This window comes from Cupriavidus sp. GW821-FHT07C08 (genome assembly GCF_059419025.1).
The window spans coordinates 423,435-444,269 of the sequence record NZ_JBWKQZ010000001.1; the positions used below are offsets into that span (position 1 = coordinate 423,435).

At 65.9% G+C, this 20,835-nt stretch carries 20 protein-coding genes, 1 tRNA gene and 1 pseudogene; 6 read left to right on the plus strand and 16 right to left on the minus strand.

Annotated features, from left to right (window positions below):
* Positions 1-68: 68 nt before the first annotated feature.
* The gene (locus tag AC07UK_RS02075; RefSeq protein WP_494685331.1) at positions 69-977 is read left to right on the plus strand and encodes a LysR family transcriptional regulator; all 909 of its coding nucleotides are present in this window, start codon (positions 69-71) and stop codon (positions 975-977) included.
* Here the strand turns inward: AC07UK_RS02075 and AC07UK_RS02080 are convergent.
* From AC07UK_RS02080 to AC07UK_RS02095, 4 genes are all read right to left on the minus strand, one after another.
* Positions 974-2,476: a M20/M25/M40 family metallo-hydrolase gene (locus tag AC07UK_RS02080; protein WP_494685330.1), complete on the minus strand. Its 1,503-nt coding sequence runs from the start codon at positions 2,474-2,476 to the stop codon at positions 974-976. The two genes, AC07UK_RS02075 and AC07UK_RS02080, sit on opposite strands and share 4 nt — an antisense overlap.
* A 4-nt stretch (positions 2,477-2,480) precedes the next feature.
* On the minus strand, positions 2,481-3,473 hold the full coding sequence (locus AC07UK_RS02085; RefSeq protein WP_494685329.1) for a Bug family tripartite tricarboxylate transporter substrate binding protein: 993 nt from the start codon (positions 3,471-3,473) through the stop codon (positions 2,481-2,483).
* 345 nt (positions 3,474-3,818) lie between these two features.
* Positions 3,819-5,405, minus strand: a complete 1,587-nt coding sequence (aceB, locus tag AC07UK_RS02090) for a malate synthase A (RefSeq protein ID WP_011615555.1) — start codon at positions 5,403-5,405, stop codon at positions 3,819-3,821.
* A 50-nt stretch (positions 5,406-5,455) separates the two neighbouring features.
* A complete protein-coding gene (locus AC07UK_RS02095; RefSeq protein ID WP_035821522.1) occupies positions 5,456-6,157 on the minus strand; it encodes a haloacid dehalogenase type II in 702 nt (233 codons plus the stop codon).
* A 281-nt stretch (positions 6,158-6,438) separates the two neighbouring features.
* Here AC07UK_RS02095 and AC07UK_RS02100 point away from each other — a divergent pair, with 281 nt between their 5' ends.
* Positions 6,439-7,389: a substrate binding domain-containing protein gene (locus AC07UK_RS02100; RefSeq protein WP_436221995.1), complete on the plus strand. Its 951-nt coding sequence runs from the start codon at positions 6,439-6,441 to the stop codon at positions 7,387-7,389.
* 175 nt (positions 7,390-7,564) lie between these two features.
* Positions 7,565-7,999, plus strand: a complete 435-nt coding sequence (locus AC07UK_RS02105) for a universal stress protein (RefSeq protein WP_010810522.1) — start codon at positions 7,565-7,567, stop codon at positions 7,997-7,999.
* 82 nt (positions 8,000-8,081) lie between these two features.
* Here the strand turns inward: AC07UK_RS02105 and loiP are convergent, their stop codons facing one another.
* Both loiP and AC07UK_RS02115 read right to left on the minus strand, forming a co-directional pair.
* Positions 8,082-8,843, minus strand: coding sequence for a metalloprotease LoiP (gene loiP / locus AC07UK_RS02110; RefSeq protein ID WP_114134201.1), 762 nt, complete (start codon positions 8,841-8,843; stop codon positions 8,082-8,084).
* Between the two features lie 245 nt (positions 8,844-9,088).
* Positions 9,089-9,164: transfer RNA gene (locus tag AC07UK_RS02115), tRNA-Met, on the minus strand.
* A gap of 217 nt (positions 9,165-9,381) precedes the next feature.
* On the opposite strand from AC07UK_RS02115, the pseudogene AC07UK_RS02120 reads away from it, so the two are divergent.
* Positions 9,382-9,876: pseudogene (locus tag AC07UK_RS02120) on the plus strand (DNA cytosine methyltransferase); the annotation flags it as partial.
* A 4-nt stretch (positions 9,877-9,880) separates the two neighbouring features.
* Here the strand turns inward: AC07UK_RS02120 and AC07UK_RS02125 are convergent.
* Both AC07UK_RS02125 and AC07UK_RS02130 read right to left on the minus strand, forming a co-directional pair.
* Positions 9,881-10,195 carry a hypothetical protein gene (locus tag AC07UK_RS02125; RefSeq protein WP_494685328.1) on the minus strand — a complete coding sequence of 105 codons (315 nt, stop codon included), beginning with the start codon at positions 10,193-10,195 and terminating at the stop codon, positions 9,881-9,883.
* 73 nt (positions 10,196-10,268) lie between these two features.
* The gene (locus AC07UK_RS02130; RefSeq protein ID WP_041228036.1) at positions 10,269-10,505 is read right to left on the minus strand and encodes a hypothetical protein; all 237 of its coding nucleotides are present in this window, start codon (positions 10,503-10,505) and stop codon (positions 10,269-10,271) included.
* Between the two features lie 32 nt (positions 10,506-10,537).
* Between AC07UK_RS02130 and AC07UK_RS02135 the strand changes: the two genes are divergently transcribed.
* Both AC07UK_RS02135 and AC07UK_RS02140 read left to right on the plus strand, forming a co-directional pair.
* Positions 10,538-11,233 (plus strand): DUF1643 domain-containing protein, encoded by a 696-nt coding sequence (locus AC07UK_RS02135; RefSeq protein WP_494685327.1) that lies wholly within the window; start codon positions 10,538-10,540, stop codon positions 11,231-11,233.
* A 28-nt stretch (positions 11,234-11,261) separates the two neighbouring features.
* Positions 11,262-11,660 (plus strand): site-specific integrase, encoded by a 399-nt coding sequence (locus AC07UK_RS02140; RefSeq protein WP_494685326.1) that lies wholly within the window; start codon positions 11,262-11,264, stop codon positions 11,658-11,660.
* Positions 11,661-11,840: 180 nt separating this feature from the next.
* Here the strand turns inward: AC07UK_RS02140 and aceA are convergent, their stop codons facing one another.
* The 8 genes from aceA to AC07UK_RS02180 form a co-directional block, all read right to left on the minus strand.
* Positions 11,841-13,136, minus strand: coding sequence for an isocitrate lyase (aceA, locus tag AC07UK_RS02145; protein ID WP_010810514.1), 1,296 nt, complete (start codon positions 13,134-13,136; stop codon positions 11,841-11,843).
* A 333-nt stretch (positions 13,137-13,469) separates the two neighbouring features.
* Positions 13,470-14,438 (minus strand): alpha/beta fold hydrolase, encoded by a 969-nt coding sequence (locus AC07UK_RS02150; protein ID WP_436222006.1) that lies wholly within the window; start codon positions 14,436-14,438, stop codon positions 13,470-13,472.
* Between the two features lie 82 nt (positions 14,439-14,520).
* Positions 14,521-14,937, minus strand: a complete 417-nt coding sequence (locus AC07UK_RS02155; protein WP_494685325.1) for a gamma-glutamylcyclotransferase family protein — start codon at positions 14,935-14,937, stop codon at positions 14,521-14,523.
* Between the two features lie 2 nt (positions 14,938-14,939).
* The gene (gene rraA, locus AC07UK_RS02160; RefSeq protein ID WP_494685324.1) at positions 14,940-15,437 is read right to left on the minus strand and encodes a ribonuclease E activity regulator RraA; all 498 of its coding nucleotides are present in this window, start codon (positions 15,435-15,437) and stop codon (positions 14,940-14,942) included.
* Between the two features lie 48 nt (positions 15,438-15,485).
* Complete coding sequence (locus AC07UK_RS02165; protein WP_494685323.1) at positions 15,486-17,225, minus strand: thiamine pyrophosphate-binding protein; 1,740 nt, start codon at positions 17,223-17,225, stop codon at positions 15,486-15,488.
* Between the two features lie 57 nt (positions 17,226-17,282).
* Positions 17,283-18,560 carry an MFS transporter gene (locus AC07UK_RS02170; protein ID WP_494685322.1) on the minus strand — a complete coding sequence of 426 codons (1,278 nt, stop codon included), beginning with the start codon at positions 18,558-18,560 and terminating at the stop codon, positions 17,283-17,285.
* Between the two features lie 133 nt (positions 18,561-18,693).
* Positions 18,694-19,518 (minus strand): LytR/AlgR family response regulator transcription factor, encoded by an 825-nt coding sequence (locus tag AC07UK_RS02175; RefSeq protein WP_494685321.1) that lies wholly within the window; start codon positions 19,516-19,518, stop codon positions 18,694-18,696.
* Between the two features lie 89 nt (positions 19,519-19,607).
* A complete protein-coding gene (locus AC07UK_RS02180; protein ID WP_436222012.1) occupies positions 19,608-20,783 on the minus strand; it encodes a sensor histidine kinase in 1,176 nt (391 codons plus the stop codon).
* Positions 20,784-20,835 lie beyond the last annotated feature (52 nt).

The following is a 20,835-nucleotide window of genomic DNA, read 5'->3' on the forward strand; positions in this document are numbered from 1 at the left end:
CGCCTGTCCGACGTGACGGCAGCCCATCGCTGAACGCGACACAGGACTTTGCTTACCGCCCCCTCGACATGGACATCTCCACGCGCGACCTGCGCGCCTTCCTGGCCTTGATCGAAGCGCGCAACTTCACGCGCGCCGCCAGTGTGTTGGCGCTCTCGCAGCCGGCCTTCAGCGCCCTGATCGCGGCCCTGGAAAACCACGTAGGTGCGAAGCTGTTCGACCGCTCCACGCGTACCATCACGCTGACACCGGAAGGCAAGCTCTTTGCCGAACACGCGGCCCGGCTGCTGGCGGAGATCAACGATGCGGTCGGCAGCGTGCGCGACCATGCTTCGCTCAAGCGCGGCCGGACCACGGTTGCCGTGATACCGAGCCTTGCCGGCGGCTGGTTTCCGGACATCCTGCAGTCATTCGCGCGCCTGCACCCGAACGTCAGCGTGGTGCTGCGGGACGAGTTCTCGCACGAAGCGATCGCCGCCGCGCGCGACGGCGACGCGGACTTCGCCATCGCGACACCGGCAGAGCCCATGATGCCCGGCATGCGGCTCGCGCATTTCCACGCGGACCGCTTCTTGGTGATCTGCCCCAAGGGACATCCCCTCGCCACGCGCCGCACGCTCAAGCCAAGCGACCTGTTGCCCTATCCCTTCATTGCCGCACCGCGCGGCAGCGTCGCCATGGCGCGGCTTGCCGCCAGGATTGCGCCCGCGCGGCTGAATGTCGTGCACGAAGTCGAGCACCTGCATACGATGCTGGGCATGGTGCGTGCCGGTGTGGGCATCAGCGTCGCTCCCAACCTGGCGCTGCAGGCACTCGCGCTGCGCGATCAGGTTGCGATTCCGCTAGACCGCAGCCTGACGCGGGACATCTACCTGGTCACGCGCGAGCCGCCCAACTTCTCCGCCGCGGCGGCGGCGCTGTTCGACTTCATCCAGGACCATCCGCCCGACGCGGCGCCGCGCACGCGTAAGTGCTAGAACGGATGGGTCAGCAATCGGCGCAGCGTGCGGATGCCATCGATGTAGTTGCCCAGGCGCAGGTTCTCGTCGTGGCTGTGCTGGTTGTTGTCGGCGTTGACCAGCGGCAGCAGCACGCACGGGACGCCGAGTTCGCGCACCGCAATGCCGGTGGGAACCGAGCCGCCCATCATGCGGATGCACACCGGCGCTTCGCCATGCGCCGCGACCAGTGCTCCTTCCACCCAGCGGCACACGGGCTCGTCGGCCGGGGTACGCACCGCATGGGCCATACCGTTGAAGCGTGGCTGCACCAGGCGCGCCAGTTTTGGGTACCGGCGGCGATCATCCTCGGTGGGCTCGCCCTCGATCAGGTGGAAGCCCTGCGCCAGGACGTGCGCGCGCAGCAGCCCGAACAGCCGTTCCGGGTCTGTCTCCGGCACGGTGCGGACATCGAACGATGCCGTGGCTTGCGCGGGAATGATCGTGCGCGCCGCTGCCCCGACCTGAGCGGCAGCGATGCCCATCACGTTGAGCGTCGGGTACTGCAGCGCTTCCTGGTATGTCCCGCCCACGCGCTCCGGCTGCGCGATGCCGGCACGCGCGCGCAAGACACCGTCGTCGTCCGGCACGCTTTCGAGCTGGCGGCGGTCGGCGTCGGTCAACGCAATGCCGTCGTAGAACCCGTCCACCCGCACCCTGCCATCGTCGTCTTTCATCGACGCCAGCAACATTGCCAGGCGGAACACAGGGTTCGCCGCGTAGTTGCCGAACTGGCCGCTATGCAGGTCGCGGCGGGGGCCAAATACGGTCAGCGTGGTCATGAACGCGCCGCGATTGCCGAGGATCATGGTGGGGCGATTGCTGGCGTGCATCGAGCCGTCGAGCACCAGCATCGCGTCAGCCTTCAGGGCCTCGCGGTTGGCCGACACCACCGTCCCGAGGTTGGGCGCGCCGATCTCCTCTTCGCTGTCGAGCAGCACCTTGAGATGCACCGACGTGCCGCGCGCCTCTTCGGCCAGGCTGTCCAGCGCGGCCAGCAGCATCATGATGGGCCCTTTGTCATCCGCCACCGCGCGCGCCACGAGCCGCGCATCGCGATCGATCGCGTCGCCGGCAAGCGCATCGGAAGGATCGATGCATGCGACATCCGGCATCGACCAAGAGGGGCGCAGCGTTGGCTGCCACGGGCTGGGCTGGCTCCATGGCTGGTTAGCCACGGGCTGCGCATCCATATGCATGTAGCAGAGGATGGTCGGCGCTGCCGGATCCGGGCAGCGGCGCCCGGCCAGCAGCATGGGACGTTCGCCGTTTGGCAGCGACGTCACCGCGAAGCCGCGGCGCGCGAATGCCTGCGACAGCCAGTCGGCCGTCTTGCATACGTCCGCGGCATCGGCTGTCACATTCGGCAGCCTCAGGAGCGCGAGAAACTCGCGCCAGCTCGCGCGCGCGGCCTGTACGGCGCGCACATCTTCAGTCGCATAGTCCGGCGCGGCGCGCATAGTGGATTGAGCCGGCATAGCGTCACTCCATGCGGATGTTTGCATCCCGCGCCAACTGGCGGAACTGCGTGATCTCGGCGCGCGTCCTGCGCCGGAACTCCTCCGCGCCGCCAGACAGCGTTTCCAGGCCCTGCTTGGCCAGGACTTCGCGATACTCTGTGTCCCGCACGATCGCACGCAACTCCGCCTGCAGCCGGTCTACGATCGGCGCCGGGGTGCCCTTGGGCGCGACCAGCCCATACCAGAACGAGGCTCCGCCACTGGCGACGCCCACCTCGGCGAATGTCGGCACGTTGGGTAGCAATGGTGAACGCGTGGCCGAACTAATCGCCAGCGGACGCAGCTTGCCGGCATTGATATTCCCCTGCACGACCGCCACCGGATCGATACTCAGGTCGATCTGCCCGCCGATGACATCGGTTAAGACCTGCGCGCTGCCCTTGTATGGCACCGCCGTCATGTCCGCCTTGATGCTGCGGGCGATCATCGCGCCCACCAGGTGGGGTGCGGAGCCGGGACCGAAGGTTCCGTAGGTCACGCCAGCGCCTCCGGCATTGGCTTGCCTGGCGATATCGGCGAAGCTATGGATCTTGCCAGCGGCGCGCGTCGATACCACCACGGCGGTCTGCGCCACCATGCCGATCGGCGTCCAGGTCGTGTCGGGATTCAGCGGCAGGTCCTGCCGCAGCGCCGGCAGCACGGGGAAAGTGGTCGAACCCGAATACAGCAACGTCAGCCCATCCCGCGCAGCCTTGGCGACGAATTCGCTGCCAATCGCCGTCACCGCACCGGCACGGTTCTCGACGATCACGGGTTGGCCCAGGCGAGCCTGGAGCTTGGAGGCCAGCGCTCGCGCCGCGATGTCGGTCTTACCACCCGCACCGAACGGTACGACGATCCTGACCGGACGCTGGGGATAAGGGTCGGCATCAGAGGCGATAGCGGCAAGCGGGACGCCTGACAGGGAGATCAGAAGCGCAACGCCAAGGCGTCGACGCAGGGGGGCAACAAGCATGACGGGAACTCGTGGGGGGATCGGTCTTGCATGCACTCTACGATTCCGCAACTGAGCTGTGAAATCGATTGTTCAGGTCAAACTATTTGTTTTTCAGATCGAAAATCTGCGCCCTAACAGACTGCTGAATCACTATCACGCGGATTCTGATCGAAAGTGGCGGCGCTGAACCGGCCGCTATTCTCGGTCAGCAATGGGGCCTATCTCAATCCAGTGATGGCTGATCGTCGAAAAGGCTTGCGTGCGGCATGGCCCGCAACAATCTCACATGGGAGGGAGACTCCCAAAAGAAAAAAACCGCAGCCGAAGCTGCGGTTTTTTCATTCCTACAAGCACTCTACCCGCTCAAACTTCCTCATACAGCGGCAGCGTCAGGAACTCGGCAAAATCCTCCGACGTAGACATCTGCTCGAAAATCTCGGCAGCCCGGTCATACGTCTTGGTATCGCCACCCACCAGTGCCTTCACCTTGGCCAGCTCTTCCGGAATCAGCTTGCGCACCAGTTCAGCCGTCACCTTGGTGCCGTCTTCCAGCTTGCCCTTCGGCGAACGGATCCACTGCCACACCTGCGAGCGCGAGATCTCGGCGGTAGCGGCATCTTCCATCAGGTTGTGGATCGGCACGCAGCCGTTACCATCCAGCCAGGCGCCCAGGTAGTGGATGCCGACGTTGATGTTCATGCGCAGGCCGTGCTCGGTGATCGGCGTTTCCGGCTTGAAGTCGAGCAGGTCGGCGCCCTTCACTTGCACGTCCGGGCGTTGCTTGCCGAACTGGTTGGGCTTGTCGCCCAGCACTGCCACGAATTCCTTCATGGCCGGCTCGACCAGGCCCGGGTGGGCAACCCAGCCGCCGTCGTAGCCGTCGGTGGCGTCGCGGCGCTTGTCGCTGATGATGCCTTCCATGGCAATGGCGTTCTTCTCCGGATCGTTCTTGATCGGGATCAGCGCGCTCATGCCGCCCATGGCGGGAGCGCCACGGTGGTGGCAGGTCTTGAGCAGCAGCAGCGCGTAGGCGCGCATGAACGGCGCGGTCATGGTGACCTTGGCGCGGTCGGCCAGGCAGAAGTCCTTGTCGTTCTTGAACTTCTTGATGCACGAGAAGATGTAGTCCCAGCGGCCGGCGTTCAGGCCAGCGCTGTGCTCGCGCAGTTCATACAGGATTTCGTCCATCTCGAACGCCGCCAGGATCGTTTCGATCAGGACGGTGGCCTTGATGGTGCCTTGCGGCAGGCCGATTTCGTTCTGCGCCATCACGAAGATGTCGTTCCACAGGCGCGCTTCCAGATGGCTTTCCATCTTGGGCAGGTAGAAGAACGGGCCGGCGCCGCGGGCGATCTGCTCGCGGGCGTTGTGGAACAGGAACAGCGCGAAGTCGAAGATGCCACCCGAAATGCGCTTGCCGTCGATGGTGACGTGCTTCTCGTCCAGGTGCCAGCCGCGCGGACGCACTTGCAGGGTGGCGATCTTGTCGTTCAGCTTGTATTGCTTGCCCTTGGATTCCAGGGTCAGCGTGCGGCGCACGGCGGCCTTCAGGTTGACCTGGCCCTGCAGCTGGTTGTGCCAGTTGGGGGTGTTGGAATCCTCGAAGTCGGTCATGTAGCTGTCAGCGCCCGAGTTGAAGGCGTTGATGACCATCTTGGCCTCGACCGGGCCGGTGATTTCCACGCGGCGGCATTCCAGGGCCTGGGGGATCGGGGCAACTTTCCAGTCGCCTTCGCGGATGCTCTTGGTTTCTGGCAGGAAGTCAGGGATCTCACCGGCGTCCAGGCGCTTGGCGCGTTCCACGCGCGCGGCCAGCAGTTCCTGACGGCGCGGCTCAAAGGCGCGGTGCAGCTTGTCTACCAGGGCCAGGGCTTCCGGCGTGAGGATATCTTCGTAGGCCGGCAGGATCTCGCCGGTAATCTTCATGCCCGCGGGCAGCGTGATAGCCATCAGTCTTCTCCTGTGTTCGATAGCGATAAGGCTTGGTTGAAGGGACCCTGCTACACCGCCACGCCACGGGCGCGGACGAATTCCAGCAGGTCGTTCATGTCGTGCCCGGTGCCGGAGGGGGCTACGTCGAGCCGCTCCGCCGGATGGCCGGCACGGTTGATCCAGAACGTGGTGTAGCCGAACCAGGTGGCGCCGCAGGCGTCCCAGCCGTTGGACGAGACAAAGAGCATCTCTTCTGCGGGCAGGCTGAAGGCTTGCGGCCCCAGCGCGTAGGCGGCCGGCGCGGTCTTGTACTGGCGCACGGCGTCCACCGACAGCACGTGGTCGAACAGGCCATGCATGCCGGAGCTCTTGACCGAGATGTCCAGCATCTCGGCATTGCCGTTGGACAGGATGCCCAGCGGCAGCCCGGCGCGGCGCAGGCGCTTGAGCGCTCCCAGGTTCTCCGGGAACGCGGACAGGCACGCATATTCCTTGAGCAGCTGCGCTTCGGCGGCTTCATCCAGCGTCAGGTTCAGGCGCTCGGCGGCGTAGCGCAGCGCGTCCACGGTGATCGCCCAGAACGGCTTGTAGCGCGAGCCATCGGGGGCGGCCATGGTGCGGATGCGCGTGTAGTCGATCTGCCGGTCTCGCCACAGCAGCGCCAGCGCCTCGCCGCGGCCCGGGAACAGCTGTTCCGCGCGCGCGGTGACGGAATACACGTCGAACAGCGTGCCATAGGCATCGAAGACGACTGCGCGGATCTTGTTCATGAGGGCCTGGGCAACCTGCAACGGTACGGGCGACTGGGTGGATGGACGAGCAGACCACAGCTGCGTGGCTCTGTACACCATTGAATGCATCGAATTGTAGGGAGACGCTGCAGTGCGGCAAAGTGGTCGCGGGTCACTTGATCTTTTACTTTTACGCCACTAATCTTGGCTGACCAAAACAAGACTCCGCACCAAATCCTCCTCACTGCCGGCCATATGGACGCAACGCCACCGATTGCGTGACCGTGCCGGCACACAGCAGGTACATCAGGCAAACATTTGTGGACCATTTCAAACAACTGGAGACCTTTGTATCCGTCGCGTCGCGCGGCAGCCTTTCCGCGGCGGCGGCGGCTGAAGGCGTGGCGCCGGCCATCATCGGGCGGCGCATCGACGCGCTGGAGGAGCGCCTGGGCGTCAAGCTGCTGGTACGGACCACGCGCAAGATCAGCCTGACCTTTGAAGGCTCTGCCTTCCTGGAAGACTGCCAGCGCATCCTGAACGACCTGCACAACGCCGAGGCCAGCGTCTCTGCCGGCGGGGTCAAGGCCAGCGGGCACCTGCGCGTGACCGCCCCGGCGGGCTACGGCCGCAAGCATGTGGCGCCGCTGGTGCCGCTGTTTATTGAGTCGCACCCGGACGTTTCGATCACGCTGGACCTGTCTGACCGTGTGGTCGACCTGGTCAATGAAGGCTTCGACTGCGCCATCCGCCTGGGCGACCTGCCCGACTCCAGCCTGGTATCGATCCGGCTGGCCGAAACGCGCCGCGTGGTGGTGGCCTCGCCCGAATACCTGGCGCGCGCCGGGCGCCCCGGGGCTCCGGAAGACCTGCAGCGCCACAACTGCCTTGCCTTTGGCGCCAGCGCCAATGTGCAGCGCGGCTGGGTGTTCCAGGAGGAAGGCCGCGCGGTCACGGTCAAGGTGGGCGGCACCATGGAATGCAGCGACGGCGCGGTGCTGCATGAGTGGTGCCTGCAAGGCAACGGGCTGGCGTGGCGCTCCTGGTGGGAGGTGGGCAGCGAGATCGCCAGCGGGCGGCTGGTGACGGTACTGGATGAATTCCAGGCGCCGCCGATCGGCATCCACGCGGTGTTTCCGCAGCGCAAGCACCTGCCGCTGCGGGTGCGGCTGTTTATCGACCACCTGAAGAATACCTACGGCAACCCGTCCTACTGGCGCCGGGCCGAACAGGCCGCGGCCATGCCGGTTGCGGAGGTCCTGGCGGGCTGAAGGATGGGGTCCCTGCCAGTGTGCTGAGACACATTCATTGCAATTGATTCCGCGCAATGCCCTTCTCGGCACACTGACTACAATGGATTCGTGACAGGCGCTCCCGGCGCCCCGGCATGCGCCGATGCCAGCTGGCTGCCCTGCCCCGATCCCCTAGTCAGAAAAGGAGCCCCGCATGTTCCAACATATCCTGCTACCCACCGACGGCTCGGAACTCTCCAAGAAAGCCATCAACGGCGGACTGGAGCTCGCCAAGGCCATCGGCGCGCGCATCACAGCCTATGTCTGCCTGGAGGAGTACCCCTACACGCCGTTCAGCGAAATCGTGGTCGAGGCTCCGCAGGCCTTCAAGGACCGCATCGAGAACCAGGCCAAGCTGTACCTGAAAGAGGTCGAGAACCTGGCCACGGCGGCGGGCGTGACCTTCGATGCCGATATGTCGACCTTTGCAGTGCCCTACCTGGGCATCATCGACGCGGCCGAGCGCCATGGCTGCGACGTGATCTTCATGGCATCTCATGGCCGGCGCGGGTTGTCCGGCCTGCTGCTGGGCAGCGAGACGCAGAAGGTGCTGACACATACCGACATCCCGGTGATCGTCTACCGCTGACCCCCGGCGCGCAGCGCCAACAAAGCAAAACCGCCCCCACCGGCATGACCGGTGCGGGCGGTTTTTTGCTTGCGCAGGCCGCTTACGAAGCCTTGCTGATGCGCTGCTCGATGTGCTTGGCGCGGTCTTCCGAGCCCGGGTGCGACGAGAACATGCTGGACTTGCCGCCGTCCAGCTTGGCCAGCTTCTGGAACGCCGTCACCAGGCCACGCGTGTTGGCCTTGTTCTTGGTCAGCAGGTCGAAGGAATAGTCATCCGCCGCGCTTTCCTGCGACTGCGAGAACTGCGCGTTGATCAGCTGCTCGCCCAGTTCGCCCAGTTGCGACTGCGACAGCGCCGCCACCGCGCTGTTGCCGGCAGCTGCCGCCGCGCCGCGTGCGGCCGTGGCGGTGTAGGCGACCTGCATGGCCTTCTTGGTGTGGCCCAGCGCCACGTGGCCCAGCTCATGGCCCAGCACGCCACGCACTTCGTCGTCGGTCATCATGTCCATCAGGCCGCTGTAGACGCGCACGCAGCCGTTGGCCATGGCCCAGGCGTTGACGTCCTTGGTCATGTAGACCTTGGCGTTGACGTTGGGCACATCGCTGTTCTTCAGCCCGCTCATGATCTTGACCAGGCGCTTGCTGTAGGTGGTGTTGGCAGCAGCGATCTTGTTGGTCTTGTCCGATTCGGCGCAAGCCTGGTCGGACAGGCTCTTGACGTCGGCGTCAGACAGCGTGGCGGCCTTGGCCAGCGACGTGCCGGCGCTCATCACGCCATCGAGATTGGTGGGCATGCCGCCGGAACAGCCGGCCAGCAGTGCCGCCGCTACGGCGCAGGAAGCGAGCGAGAGAGATGCTTTCATGATGTTGTTCTTGGTGAGTAGCTCGGAAGTGCCGATAAAGGCCCCGGCACTTTAAGCCATCTTTCTTACGGCGGGAATCACCCAAATGCTGCAAGTCGCCAAAAATGACAATTTGTTGCATTCCAGCAGATTCGCGCCCGCCGCAGGCCCAGCGCTTCGATGCCGGCTCACGGCAATGCATCTCTTCGACCAGTTCTCCAATACAAAAAAACCCGCGCGGCGCGAACCGGGCGGGCTTTCAAATCTGGTTGCGGGGGCAGGACTTGAACCTGCGACCTTCGGGTTATGAGCCCGACGAGCTGCCAACTGCTCCACCCCGCGGGGCGCAATATACGCGAGTTGGCAGCATCTGGATACCCTTGAATGAGAAAAGCCGCTCCGGCCGGCGAGAGGAAGGGCCGGCTTTGCCTGATCCCTGCCGCGGCGGTCTTTGAGCCGAACTACGAGGCCGGGCCCAAATCGACGCGGTTCCGGGTCTGGCTGCCGGGCGAGCCAGCGTTTGGGATCGCCGGGCTGTGGCGGGATTGGCCGGACGGCAGGACGAAGATCAGTGGCCGACCCGCGCCCGGGCATGCGGCGCGAGCGCGGCGATCACTACCTGACCGGCGGCCACTACGGCGTGGTGAGTTGGGATCAGCCCAGCGGCGCGGACTCTGCAGCTGCTGGCCACGACAACGGCCGCTGGTCAGTAGCCGACCCTCGGCTGCCGGCGGCGAACCACAAGCTGGTCGCCATCATCCGCGCGCTGGTCGGCACCTGGCATCGCCCATTCACCGCGCTCGAACTGGCGACCATCCAGTCACTGATCGAGCCGGAGGAATACCTCGAGCTGGACGGCTTGAGCGACCAGGCCTGGCGCGAGCGCATCGGCAACGCAGTGCCGCCGGATGCTGCGCAGGCGATCGCCGAGGTGATGGGCACCACCCTGCTGCTGGCCGAGTCCCGCGAGACGTTCATGTTGTCGGCCACGCCGGTATGGGTGCGGCCGGTCGCGGCGGCGCTGTCGGTGACACAGCCTGCGGAGGTTATGTAATGGCCTATCTTCCGACCAAACCGGCCACGGCCACAAATGCGGAAACGAGTGCTATACCGAGAGCCCATTTCGAAATGCGCAGCGCTTGTCGCGCAGCCTCGGCTTGGTCCTGCGCCGCCCCCGCTGCCTGCTCCGTCGCCAAAAGCGCCCGTTCCTCGCGCAACTCCGCGCGCTGGCTGTCGATCCGATCGAGATACGCACGAGCGTTCTCTAAACGCCTATCGCCGAACGTGTGGCGCTCGACGTGCTGCCGGAATTCGTCCTCGCTGTGTTTAGCAATCCACTCGAGTATTTCGGCATCGGTTTCGAAGTTCGCCATGGCTTGCCTCCGATCGCTCCAAAGAAGCGTAGCACGCGAAGGAAGCAAGGCGGATAGGGATGGTGGGGTAAGCCTATTCCTCCACGCCAAGAATTACATCCACTGCGGCTCTGCCGGCAAGTTCGGCGACAAGGTATGCCCAACGCTGAGAGTATGGCCCGCCGAAGACCTTGATGCGCTTTCCAATGGCCGCGACTCCAGGCGGACTCATAGGTCCTTCAATCTCGAACCAGACGTTGAACATGTCCTTGGACACCTTTTGGACATCGACATGGATGTCGAATCCACGGTACTCGGTCACGCGCTCCACGGCGGTCTCCAGTCCTTTCAAGGCATCCTAGCATGACAAACTACCCCCTCGCCTGGCCAGCCGACTGGCCGCGGAAGAACGATGCGCAGCGCGCCGACGCACGCTTCGGCCGCAAGGACCGACGCACGGTCAACTACACGAACGGCGCCAGCTCATCGTACACCACCACCAAGGCGCTGCCCCGAAGAGGAGCTGTCATGAAGCGACTGATCGAAACCACCCTGGACGGCGAGGCCGGCTGCATCCTCTCAGACTGCGAGCAGTACCGGTACCGGCTTTGGCGACAGTGGGACGACAGCCGGCCGGCGCTGGGCTTCATCATGCTCAACCCGTCGACCGCCGACCACCAGGTCAACGACCCGACCATCACCAGGTGCATGCAGCGGGCGCAGGCCGGCAAGTACGGCCGACTGGAGGTGGTCAACCTGTTCCCGCTGCGCTCGACAGATCCGGATGGCCTGCTTGCGCATGCGGAGCCGCTCGGGCGCGAGGACACGGCCAACGGCGCGATCATGGACGCGATCGACCGATGCTCGCGGGTGATCTGCGCCTGGGGTGCGCACAAGGCCGCGCCGGCGCGCGCAGTCGAAGTGCTTCGAATCATCAGGATGTGCGGGCGCGGAAATCTGCTTTACCACCTCGGGCTGAACCAGGACGGCACCCCAAAGCACCCACTCTACGTCGCGGCGAAGACGCGCCCCGCGCGCTTCACAGTCAATAGCGCGTAGTTCCCGGATGCACAGGAACCCGGCCACGGTGACGGAAAAGGTCAAGGTGAAAGTGAAGCGCCGACGCCTGACGCTGGCCGAGTTCAACGCGATCCTACCCAGAGCGCCGGAAGCCGCAGACTGGCTGCCAAAATCGATGCTGCTGGCGCTGGTCTCGGGCCAGGATCGACCGACCGTGGCGCGCTGGGAACGCTCGTTCGTCAAGGGCAATGTTGCCGTCCTGCAGCGGTCCAAGACCGAGGTGCGGATTGCCATCCCGACAGCGCTTCGGATGAATGCCATTGGCATGTCGCTGGCAGACGTGATCGCGCGCTGCAAGTCGACGGGAGTGGTCAGCAAGTATCTGATCCACCATCTCAGATCCATTGGCAACTACGCCAACAATCGCGGCTTGGAGCCTATCAAAGTGAGCATCAATGCTGCGTAGGTTTTGAACGAATTTTGAACAAGTTTTGAACAGCTACCCGCTATCCCGCGCCAGCATTGGGAAATAAAAAAACGCGCCGTCCCTGAGAGAGAACGGCGCGGCGCCTAAATCAGAAAGCGTGATGGTCACACGCTTTCTTTAACCGCCGGACCCACGTTCCGGCGGGGGTGACCAGGAGAGTCAGGCCACTTTCTTGTCTTCGAAGAACTGCTCGTCTTCGGTCGAACCCTTCAGGGCGGTCGTCGACGACTGGCCGCCTTCGATGGTCTGGGTCACGGCATCGAAGTAGCCGGTGCCGACTTCGCGCTGGTGCTTGACCGCGGTGAAGCCCTTCTCGGCTGCCTTGAACTCGGCTTCCTGCAGTTCCACGAACGCGCTCATCTGGTTGCGGGCGTAGCCGTAGGCCAGGTTGAACATCGAGTAATTCAGCGAGTGGAAGCCAGCCAGCGTGATGAACTGGAACTTGTAGCCCATCGCGCCCAGTTCCCTCTGGAACTTGGCGATGGTGGCGTCGTCCAGGTTCTTCTTCCAGTTGAACGACGGCGAACAGTTGTAGGCCAGCATCTTGCCTGGGAACTTGGCGTGCACGGCTTCGGCAAACTTCTTGGCGAACTCGAGGTCCGGCTTGCCGGTTTCGCACCACACCAGGTCAGCGACTTCAGCATAGGCCAGGGCCCGCGAGATCGACTGCTCCAGGCCGTTGCGCACGCGGTAGAAACCTTCCACGGTGCGCTCGCCGGTGCAGAACGGCTTGTCGTTGTCGTCCACGTCCGAGGTCAGCAGGTCGGCGGCCTCGGCGTCGGTACGGGCGATCACCAGGGTCGGCACGCCCGAGACGTCGGCGGCCAGGCGGGCAGCGGTCAGCTTGGCGACGGCTTCGCGGGTCGGCACCAGCACCTTGCCGCCCATGTGGCCGCACTTCTTCACCGAAGCGAGCTGGTCTTCGAAGTGCACGCCGGCGGCGCCCGCTTCGATCATCGACTTCATCAGTTCGAACGCGTTCAGCACGCCGCCGAAGCCGGCTTCAGCGTCAGCCACGATCGGGGCGAAGAAGTCGGTGTCGCCCTTGCCTTCGCTCCACTGGATCTGGTCGGCGCGCTGGAAGGTGTTGTTGATGCGCTTGACGACTTGCGGCACCGAGTTGGCCGGGTACAGCGACTGGTCGGGGTACATTTCACCGGCCAGGTTGGCGTCGCCTGCGACTTGCCACCCCGACAGGTAGATGGCCTTCAGGCCGGCCTTCACTTGCTGCATGGCCTGGTTGCCGGTCAGCGCCCCCAGCGAGTTGACGAACGGCTCGGTGTGCAGCAGGTTCCAGAGCTTTTCGGAGCCACGGCGTGCCAGGGTGTGTTCGACCTGGACCGAACCACGCAGGCGCACCACGTCTTCGGCGGTGAAGTTGCGCTTGATACCCTTCCAGCGGGGATTGGTATCCCAGTCTTTCTGCAGGGCCTGGATCTGTTCTTGGCGGGTCATGGTCACTCTCCTGATGATGCGGGGATGGCTGGGATATCTTGATCACCTGGCCTGGGCTGGTCGCGGTGCTGCTGCGTGGGTCGCTGTTTTTCGCGGCTCAGGTCATGTGTCTTATATATGAGTGTAGAGAACCCTCCCGCGTTGCAACAACCTCGATCTGCAGTTGTCGCTTAGTTTTTTTCCATTAATAATTCAATGGCTTAGCGATTTTATTTCACGATGCGGGACATGATATTCCATCATGAGAAATGGTGTTGTGCTACGCAAACCATGTATTTTTGTGGCCCAAAATATCTTTCCACATCGTGAAAAATGCGCAGGATGCGCCCTCCGCTAGCGGAGGCGCGCGGCAAGCAACGCCGGTGCGGCCGGCTCCCCTTCCATATGCTCGATAAATTCCCGCACCATGGCGGCAAACCCCTGGGCGTCGGCCAGCGGCAGCCAATGGTGCGCGGGCACGGTGCGGCGCCAGAGTTGCGTGGTCCAGCGGTGCAGGTCTTCGGTCAGCGCCGGCTTCACATACCGGTCATGCAACGGCACGATCACCTGCACCGGCGCATGGGCATGACGCTGGCGCGGGGCGCGCAGCACGGGCAGGAAGTTGGCGCGGTACAAGCGCACACCGTGGCAGCCGTCGGCGGTTTGTGTGGGGCTGGGCCCTGTGCGCAGGTTCTCGGTCAGGCGCAGGTAGCGCGGCCACGCACGACCCAGCCACAGCCGCCAGGTCAGTTCAGGCAGCCACGGCAGGTGGAAGGCGCCGATATACCAGGATGCAGCCAGCTGCCTCAATGTCTTGCCCAACGCAGCCAGCGACCGCTGCCCGCGTAGTTCGCGCAGGCCGATTGCCGCGTGGTCCAGGCATGGGCCGGAGCAAGAGGTAAATGAGGCGATGCGCCCTTGCAGCCGTGCATCGGTGACGAATTCCCAGCTCTGGATCGACCCCCAATCGTGGCCCACCAGGTGCACGGGGCGCTGCGGCGAGACCGCGTCGATGACTGCGATGAAGTCATCGGCAAGCTTCTGCAGCCGGTAAGCGTCAGTCGCACGCGGCGCGGTTGAGTGCCCTGCCCCGCGCACGTCATAGGCCACCACATGGAAGCGCCCCGCCAACTGCGCCGCCACGCCGTGCCAGACCTCGCTGCTGTCGGGATAGCCGTGCACCAGGACGATGGTGGGCCGCCCTGGCCCGGGCTCACCCCAACTGGTGGCGGACAGCCGCACGTCGCCGGCGTGGATAAAGAACTGCTGGGGGAAGACCTGCGGCTGCAGGGATTGCGGAGCGTTCATGGCCGTCGATTCCATTGGTCGATGTCATCGTCGGCCATGCTACGCAAAAGCAAACGGCGCCGCGAATCGGCGCCGTCTGTTTGAAACGAGCCGGGGTTCAGGCCGCGGCCGTATCGCGTGCGCGGCGATAGGCCACCCAGTCGCCGCTGTCGATGCGCGGCAGCGTGGTCACGGCCGACTCGGCCACTGGATAGAGCAGGCAGGCAACCGGCTGCCCATCCTGCAACACGGCCCGTTCCTCGCGCACGAACAGCGTGGCCTGACCGGGATAGACCTCTTCGATCTCGTCGAGCACTGGCAACAGCGCGTCGGCAATCTCGTAGAGATCGCCCACGACCGGCCCGCCACTGGCGTCCAGCACCAGGCCGGGATAGGTGCCGAAGTCATAGAGCCTGCCGGCCACCGTACCCATGCCCAGCAGCGTGGGCGCGGCAATGCCGTGGCGCTGGGCGGCGGCGTTCAGGTCGTTGACCTCGCCGGCGCGCAGCGTGCCGTAGACAAAGACGCGCGGCATGCTCAGTTCCCCAGCCTTTCGTCCGAGACCAGCACGCCGTCGGCGTCGACGTAGATCCAGTTGCCCGGGCGCACCACGGCGCCGGGCATCAGCACCGTGACGTCGCTTTCGCCGACGTTGCGCTTCTGGCTTTTCTGCGGATGCACGGCCAGCGCGCGGATACCGATGTCGCACACGTCCAGCTCGGCGGTATCGCGGATGCAGCCGTTGACGACGATGCCGACCCAGCCGTTCTTCTCGGCCAGCAGGCCAAGGTTGCCACCCACCAGCGCGCAGCGCAGCGAGCCGCCGCCGTCGATCACCAGCACGCGGCCCTGCCCCGGCGCTTCCAGCGCGGCGCGCACCAGCGAGTTGTCTTCGAACACCTTGAGCGTGGCGGCGGGGCCGGCAAAGGCGCCCTGCTTGCCGAAGGCTCGGAACACCGGCGCCATCACGCGCAGGGTGCCGTCGGCAAGGCGGTCTTCATGCGCGTCGCACAGGTCGGTGGTGACGGGCTTCATCGATGGTCTCCTGATAGGTAAGAAAGTATCCGGTCGGGCCGCACCGGCTCATGGCTTCTGACTGGCCAGCGCCTGCGCGCGGATCGCGCTCAGCGTGGTGCGCGGCGTGATCACGTCCGGGTCCACCTGGATCTCGATCAGCGTCGAGACCGGCGCGGCCAATGCCTCGCGCAATGCCGGGGCAAAGGCTTCGGTCGTGGTCACGGTGGCGCCGCGCGCGCCATATGCGCGCGCCAGCGCGGCAAAATCGGGGTTGTGCAGCTCGGTGCCCGAGACATGGGTCGGGTATTCGCGTTCCTGGTGCATCCGGATGGTGCCGTACATGCCGTTATTGACGACGATGAAGATCACCGGCGCCTGGTATTGCATCGACGTAGCCAGTTCCTGGCCATTCATCAGGAAGCAGCCATCGCCGGCCAGCGCCACCACGGTGCGTTGCGGGAACGCGATCTTGGCGCCGACCGCCGCCGGCACGCCATAGCCCATCGCGCCGCTGGTCGGGGCCAGCTGGCCGCGGCCGCCGCTGGTGAACGGGCGATAGTGGAAATAGCGGTGCAGCCAGCCGGCGTAGTTGCCGGCGCCATTGGTCACGACCGCGTCGGCCGGTAGCAGCTGGTCCAGCGTGCGGATGACCTCGGCCATGTCGACGCCCTGCCCCGTAAACGGGGGTGGCTGCAGGTAGCGTTCGTAGTCGGCGTGCGCGGCTTCGGTCCACGCCTGCCAGCGCGGCGCGGCCGCGGGCTGCAGGCCGGCCACGCGCGCGGCGATGGCCGGCATCGAGGCCTGGATCATCAGGTCGGCCTGGTACACGCTGCCCAGTTCCTCGGCGCCGGCGTGCACGTGGATCAGCTTTTGCGCGGGCCGCGGCGCGGCGATCAGCGCGTAGCCGCCGGTGGTCATCTCGCCCAGGCGCGGGCCGATGGCCAGCACCAGGTCGGCATTGCGGACGCGCTCGGCCAGCGCCGGGTTGATGCCGATGCCGACATCGCCGGCGTAGTTGGGATGGCGGTTGTCGAACAGGTCCTGGCCGCGGAAGGCGCAGCCCACCGGCAGCGCGAAGCGCTCGGCAAAGGCCTGCAGGTCGGCGCAGGCCTGCGGCGTCCAGCCGCTGCCGCCGGCCAGCACGAAGGGGCGCTCGGCGGCGTTGAGCATCTCGGCCAGCCGCGCCAGGTCGGCCTCGCCGGGCCAGCTCATGACGCGCTGGTAGGCCTGCAGCTGCGGCACGGCGGCAGTCTGCGCCAGCATGTCCTCGGGCAGCGCCAGCACCACCGGGCCCGGGCGGCCCGAGGTGGCGGTCTGGTAGGCGCGCGCGATGTATTCGGGGATGCGTTCGACCCGGTCGATCTGCGCCACCCACTTGGCCATCTGGCCGAACATGCGGCGGTAGTCGATTTCCTGGAAGGCCTCGCGGTCCATGAAGTCGGTGCCGACCTGGCCGATGAACAGGATCATCGGCGTCGAGTCCTGGAAGGCAGTGTGCACGCCGATGCTGGCATTGGTGGCGCCCGGCCCGCGCGTGCAGAAGGCCAGCCCGGGGCGCCCGGTCAGCTTGCCGTAGGCCTCGGCCATGACGGCGGCCCCGCCCTCCTGGCGGCAGATGATGAAGCGCAACTGGTCGCGGCGGCGGTGGAAGCCGTCCAGCACGGCCAGGTAGCTTTCTCCCGGCACGCCGAAGGCCAGCTCGGCGCCGTGCGCCAGCAGCGCATCGACCAGGATATGGCCGCCCGGCAGCGGGGTGCCGTGTTCGGAATCGTCAGGCTGGGTGGCGTTGGCCGGCGTCATTGACATGAAAGCATCCTCAGGCAGTCGAGTTCGGAAGGCGGTGCTTGGGTGGCCCGGCCCGGGCTAGGCGGCCTCCGCCTGGCCCGCCGCCGCGCCGCGGCGCGAGCGGTTGCCGTTGCCCACCGTCACCGCGGTGAAGATCGACAGCAACTGGAAGCCGCCGATCATGAAGAACACCCAGGCCGGCAGCTTTGCATCCATCAGCGCACCGAAGAACAACGGGCCGCACGCCAGGCCGATATCCAGGCCCGAGTAGACCACGCCATAGACGCGCCCGGTGGCACCGGCGGGGGCGGCGGCGCGCACCAGCAGGTCGCGCGACGGCCCGGCGGTACCGGCGCCAAAGCCGATCACGCCCATCAGCACCGGCACCAGCAGCGCAGGCACCAGGTTCAGCCCGACCAGCACCGCCACCAGCCCCGCCACCGTGAAGCTCACCGCGATCAGCCGGTCATGGTTGCTGGTGCGGCTGGCGGCAAAGCCGCCGACGATCATGCCGCCCGCGCTGCACAGCATGTAGATGGTGTAGGAAGCGGTCGCCAGCGTGAACGGCATGCCGTACAGGTAGGTCAGCGCGGTCGGCGCAAAGCTCTGGATGCCGGCGGCGGAGAACGTGGTCAGCAGGAAGAAGGCCCAGCACACCCACACCTGCGGCAGGCGCAGGAAGCCCAGCACGCTGGCGCCGGATGTGGCCACGCCGGCCGCAGCCTTGGCCGCGGGCCGGCCCACGGCGCCCTGCACTTCGCGCGGGTCCAGCACATGGCGCAGCACCACCAGCACGGCCAGGACGATAAAGGCCACCGCCGAGGCCGCCGCCAGCGCAACGCGCCAGCTGGCCAGGTTGGCGATCGCCACCAGGAACAGCGGCGCCGCCGCCCAGCCCAGGTTGCCCGAAATGCCGTGCACCGAGAACGCGTGTCCCAGCCGGGGCTGCGACACATGCTTGTTCAGCAGCGTGAAGTCGGCCGGGTGGAATACGCCGTTGCCCAACCCCGCCACGGCCGCGCCGAAAAGCAGCGCGGCGTAGCCGGAACTGGTCGACAACAGCAAGGCCGCGGCCCCCAGGAAGGCCAGCCCGGCAAACAGCACCGGCCGCGCGCCGAAGCGGTCGACCACAAAGCCGGACGCGGTCTGCACCACCGCCGAGACCGCGAAGAACACCGTCATCAGCAGGCCCAGCTCGGCATAGCTCAGGCCGAATTCCGCCTTGATCCACGGGAACAGCGGAGCCAGCAACAGGTGGTAGAAGTGGGAAACCCCGTGGGCCAGGCCAACCAGCCCGATCACCTGGGCATCATGACGAAGAGGATTGCGCGTGGAATCGAGTGCGGCGGTGGACATGGCGCTGGTGGCAGGGGCTATGCGGCAGGACGGGAGGCGGCAGCCCAAAAAAATACGGGCCGAAGCCCGCATCATAGAGGAAAACCCCTGCCCTCTGCAGCCAGGTGGCGGCCACGCCTCCCGCCGACCGCGCTTACATCTGCTTGAACAGGTGCGCGTACTGTCGCGCCACCGGCAGCAGTTCGGGGCGGTCGCGCAGCCGCAGCGACAGCCGTCCCAGCGACTGATTAACCGCGCTGGCCACGCAGGTGATGTTGACCACGGTGCCGCGGTGGACCTGCCAGAAGCGCTCCGGGTCCAGCTGCTGCGTCAGCTCGCGCAGGCTGGTGCGGATCAGCGCTTCGCCGGCGCCGGAAACCACGTTGACGTACTTGTCGGTGGCCTCCAGGTAGATGACTTCGTCCACGGGGATGATGCGCACCTCCTGCCCCACCAGTGCCTTGATAAAGCGCAGGTACTGCCGCTGCGGTGCACCGCCCGGGCCCGGGGTGGCGTGCTCCAGCGATTCCAGGCGCGCCAGCAACTGGCCGAGCCGGTCCGTCTCCGCGATCGAGGCTTCGGTCTCGGTGTCTTCATCGTCGGCGGGGCCGGCCAGGCGGTCCTTCAGGCGCTGCACCGTGGCCTCAAGCCGCTCGCGCTGTACCGGTTTGAGCACATAGTCCACCGCGGCGCGCTCGAACGCCTCCAGCGCAAACTGATCGTAAGCGGTCACGAAGACCACCAGCGGCGGGGTGTCAAATTCAATCAGTTCGCGCGCCACGTCCATGCCGCTCATGCCCGGCATGCGGATATCCAGGAAGGCCACGCGCGGCTGGTACTCGCGCGCCGCCGCCAGCGCGGCCACGCCGTCGTGGACTACGGAAACGATACGGGCCTCGGGCCACAGCGACTTCAGTTCGGATTCCAGCACGCGCGCCAGCAGCGCTTCGTCATCGGCGATCAGAAGGGTCGGGGTCATGGGGGCGTTGGGGTGGTGGATGGGTCCTGGCAGTCAGCGGCACCGCCAGCCGTTCTTCTTGTCAGGCGTGCTGGCAGGCGAGGTGCGCTTCAGAGCCGTTGCATGGCCGGGGCCGATGCTGGCATGCCCTCCGGCACACTGGTGACGGTCTGGGTCAGGGTGGGCGCTTCGGCCGGGCGTTCCAGCGGCAGCGTCAGCCGCACCACCACGCCGCGCGGGGTGTTCTCTTCCATCTGCATGGAGGCCGCCGCGCCAAAGATGCGCGCCAGCCGCTCGCGCACATGGGTGATGCCCAGGCCCGAACCCTTGCCCGAGGCATGGCCGAAGCCCACGCCGGTATCGGCGATGATGACCTGCACCGCATTGTCGCCGGCGGCGCGCGCCGACAGCTGGATATGGCCGCCGATCATGCAGGGCTCGATGCCGTGCGTGACCGCGTTTTCCACCAGCGGCTGGATCAGCATGGGCGGGATCTCAACCTTCGCCAGTTCCCGCGGCAGGTCGATGTCGAACGAGAGCCGCTGGCCGAAGCGCATGCCCTGGATGTCCAGGTAGCTGCGCAGCAGCTCGAACTCCTGCCGCAGCGTGCATTGCTCGGCGCGGGTATGCGCCAGCGACATGCGCAGGAAACCGATCAGGCGCTGCAGCAGCTGGCGCGCGGCGGGTGGGTCGGTGGCGATGAGGCCGTCGAGGTTGGCCAGCGAGTTGAACAGGAAATGCGGTTCGATCTGCGCCTGCAGCGCCATCAGTTGTGCGCGCACCAGCTGCTTTTCGGCTTCCTCGCGCTGCAGGGCGTCCAGCGCGGCCTGGCGCTCGAGCGAGGCCAGCTTCTCGCGCGACCAGTAGAAATAGATCATCGAGGCCGCGGCCAGCATGCCCACCACCAGGCACATGCGCAGCATGCCGCCGGCTTCGTCGGCGGATTTGGGCGGCAGGTCCAGCGCCACGCGCGTGGCCCAGCTGCCGAACACCACGCCCGCGGGCACCGCGGCGGCGGCCAGCAGCAGGAAGGGCCAGCGGCGCGGCCGATCGTTCCACCAGATCACCACGCGCGGAATGTCGATCAGCACCCAGATCGACAGGCCGATCAGCTGGCTGTAGACAAAGTTGTGCCACAGGCTGCCGCCGGTCTGGAAGCCGTAGTTCAGGCTGATGGCGATCACCGAGTTCATGCACAGCACGAACAGCAGGTCGCGCCCGAGGATATTGAGCCGGGAGGGGATGGCGGTGGCGACGTTGGAGAAGCAGCGGTCCATGGCGTTCATGTTAGCGCGGACTGAGCCTGGCGCAATGCGGGAATGTGATGAGGCGGGCAGC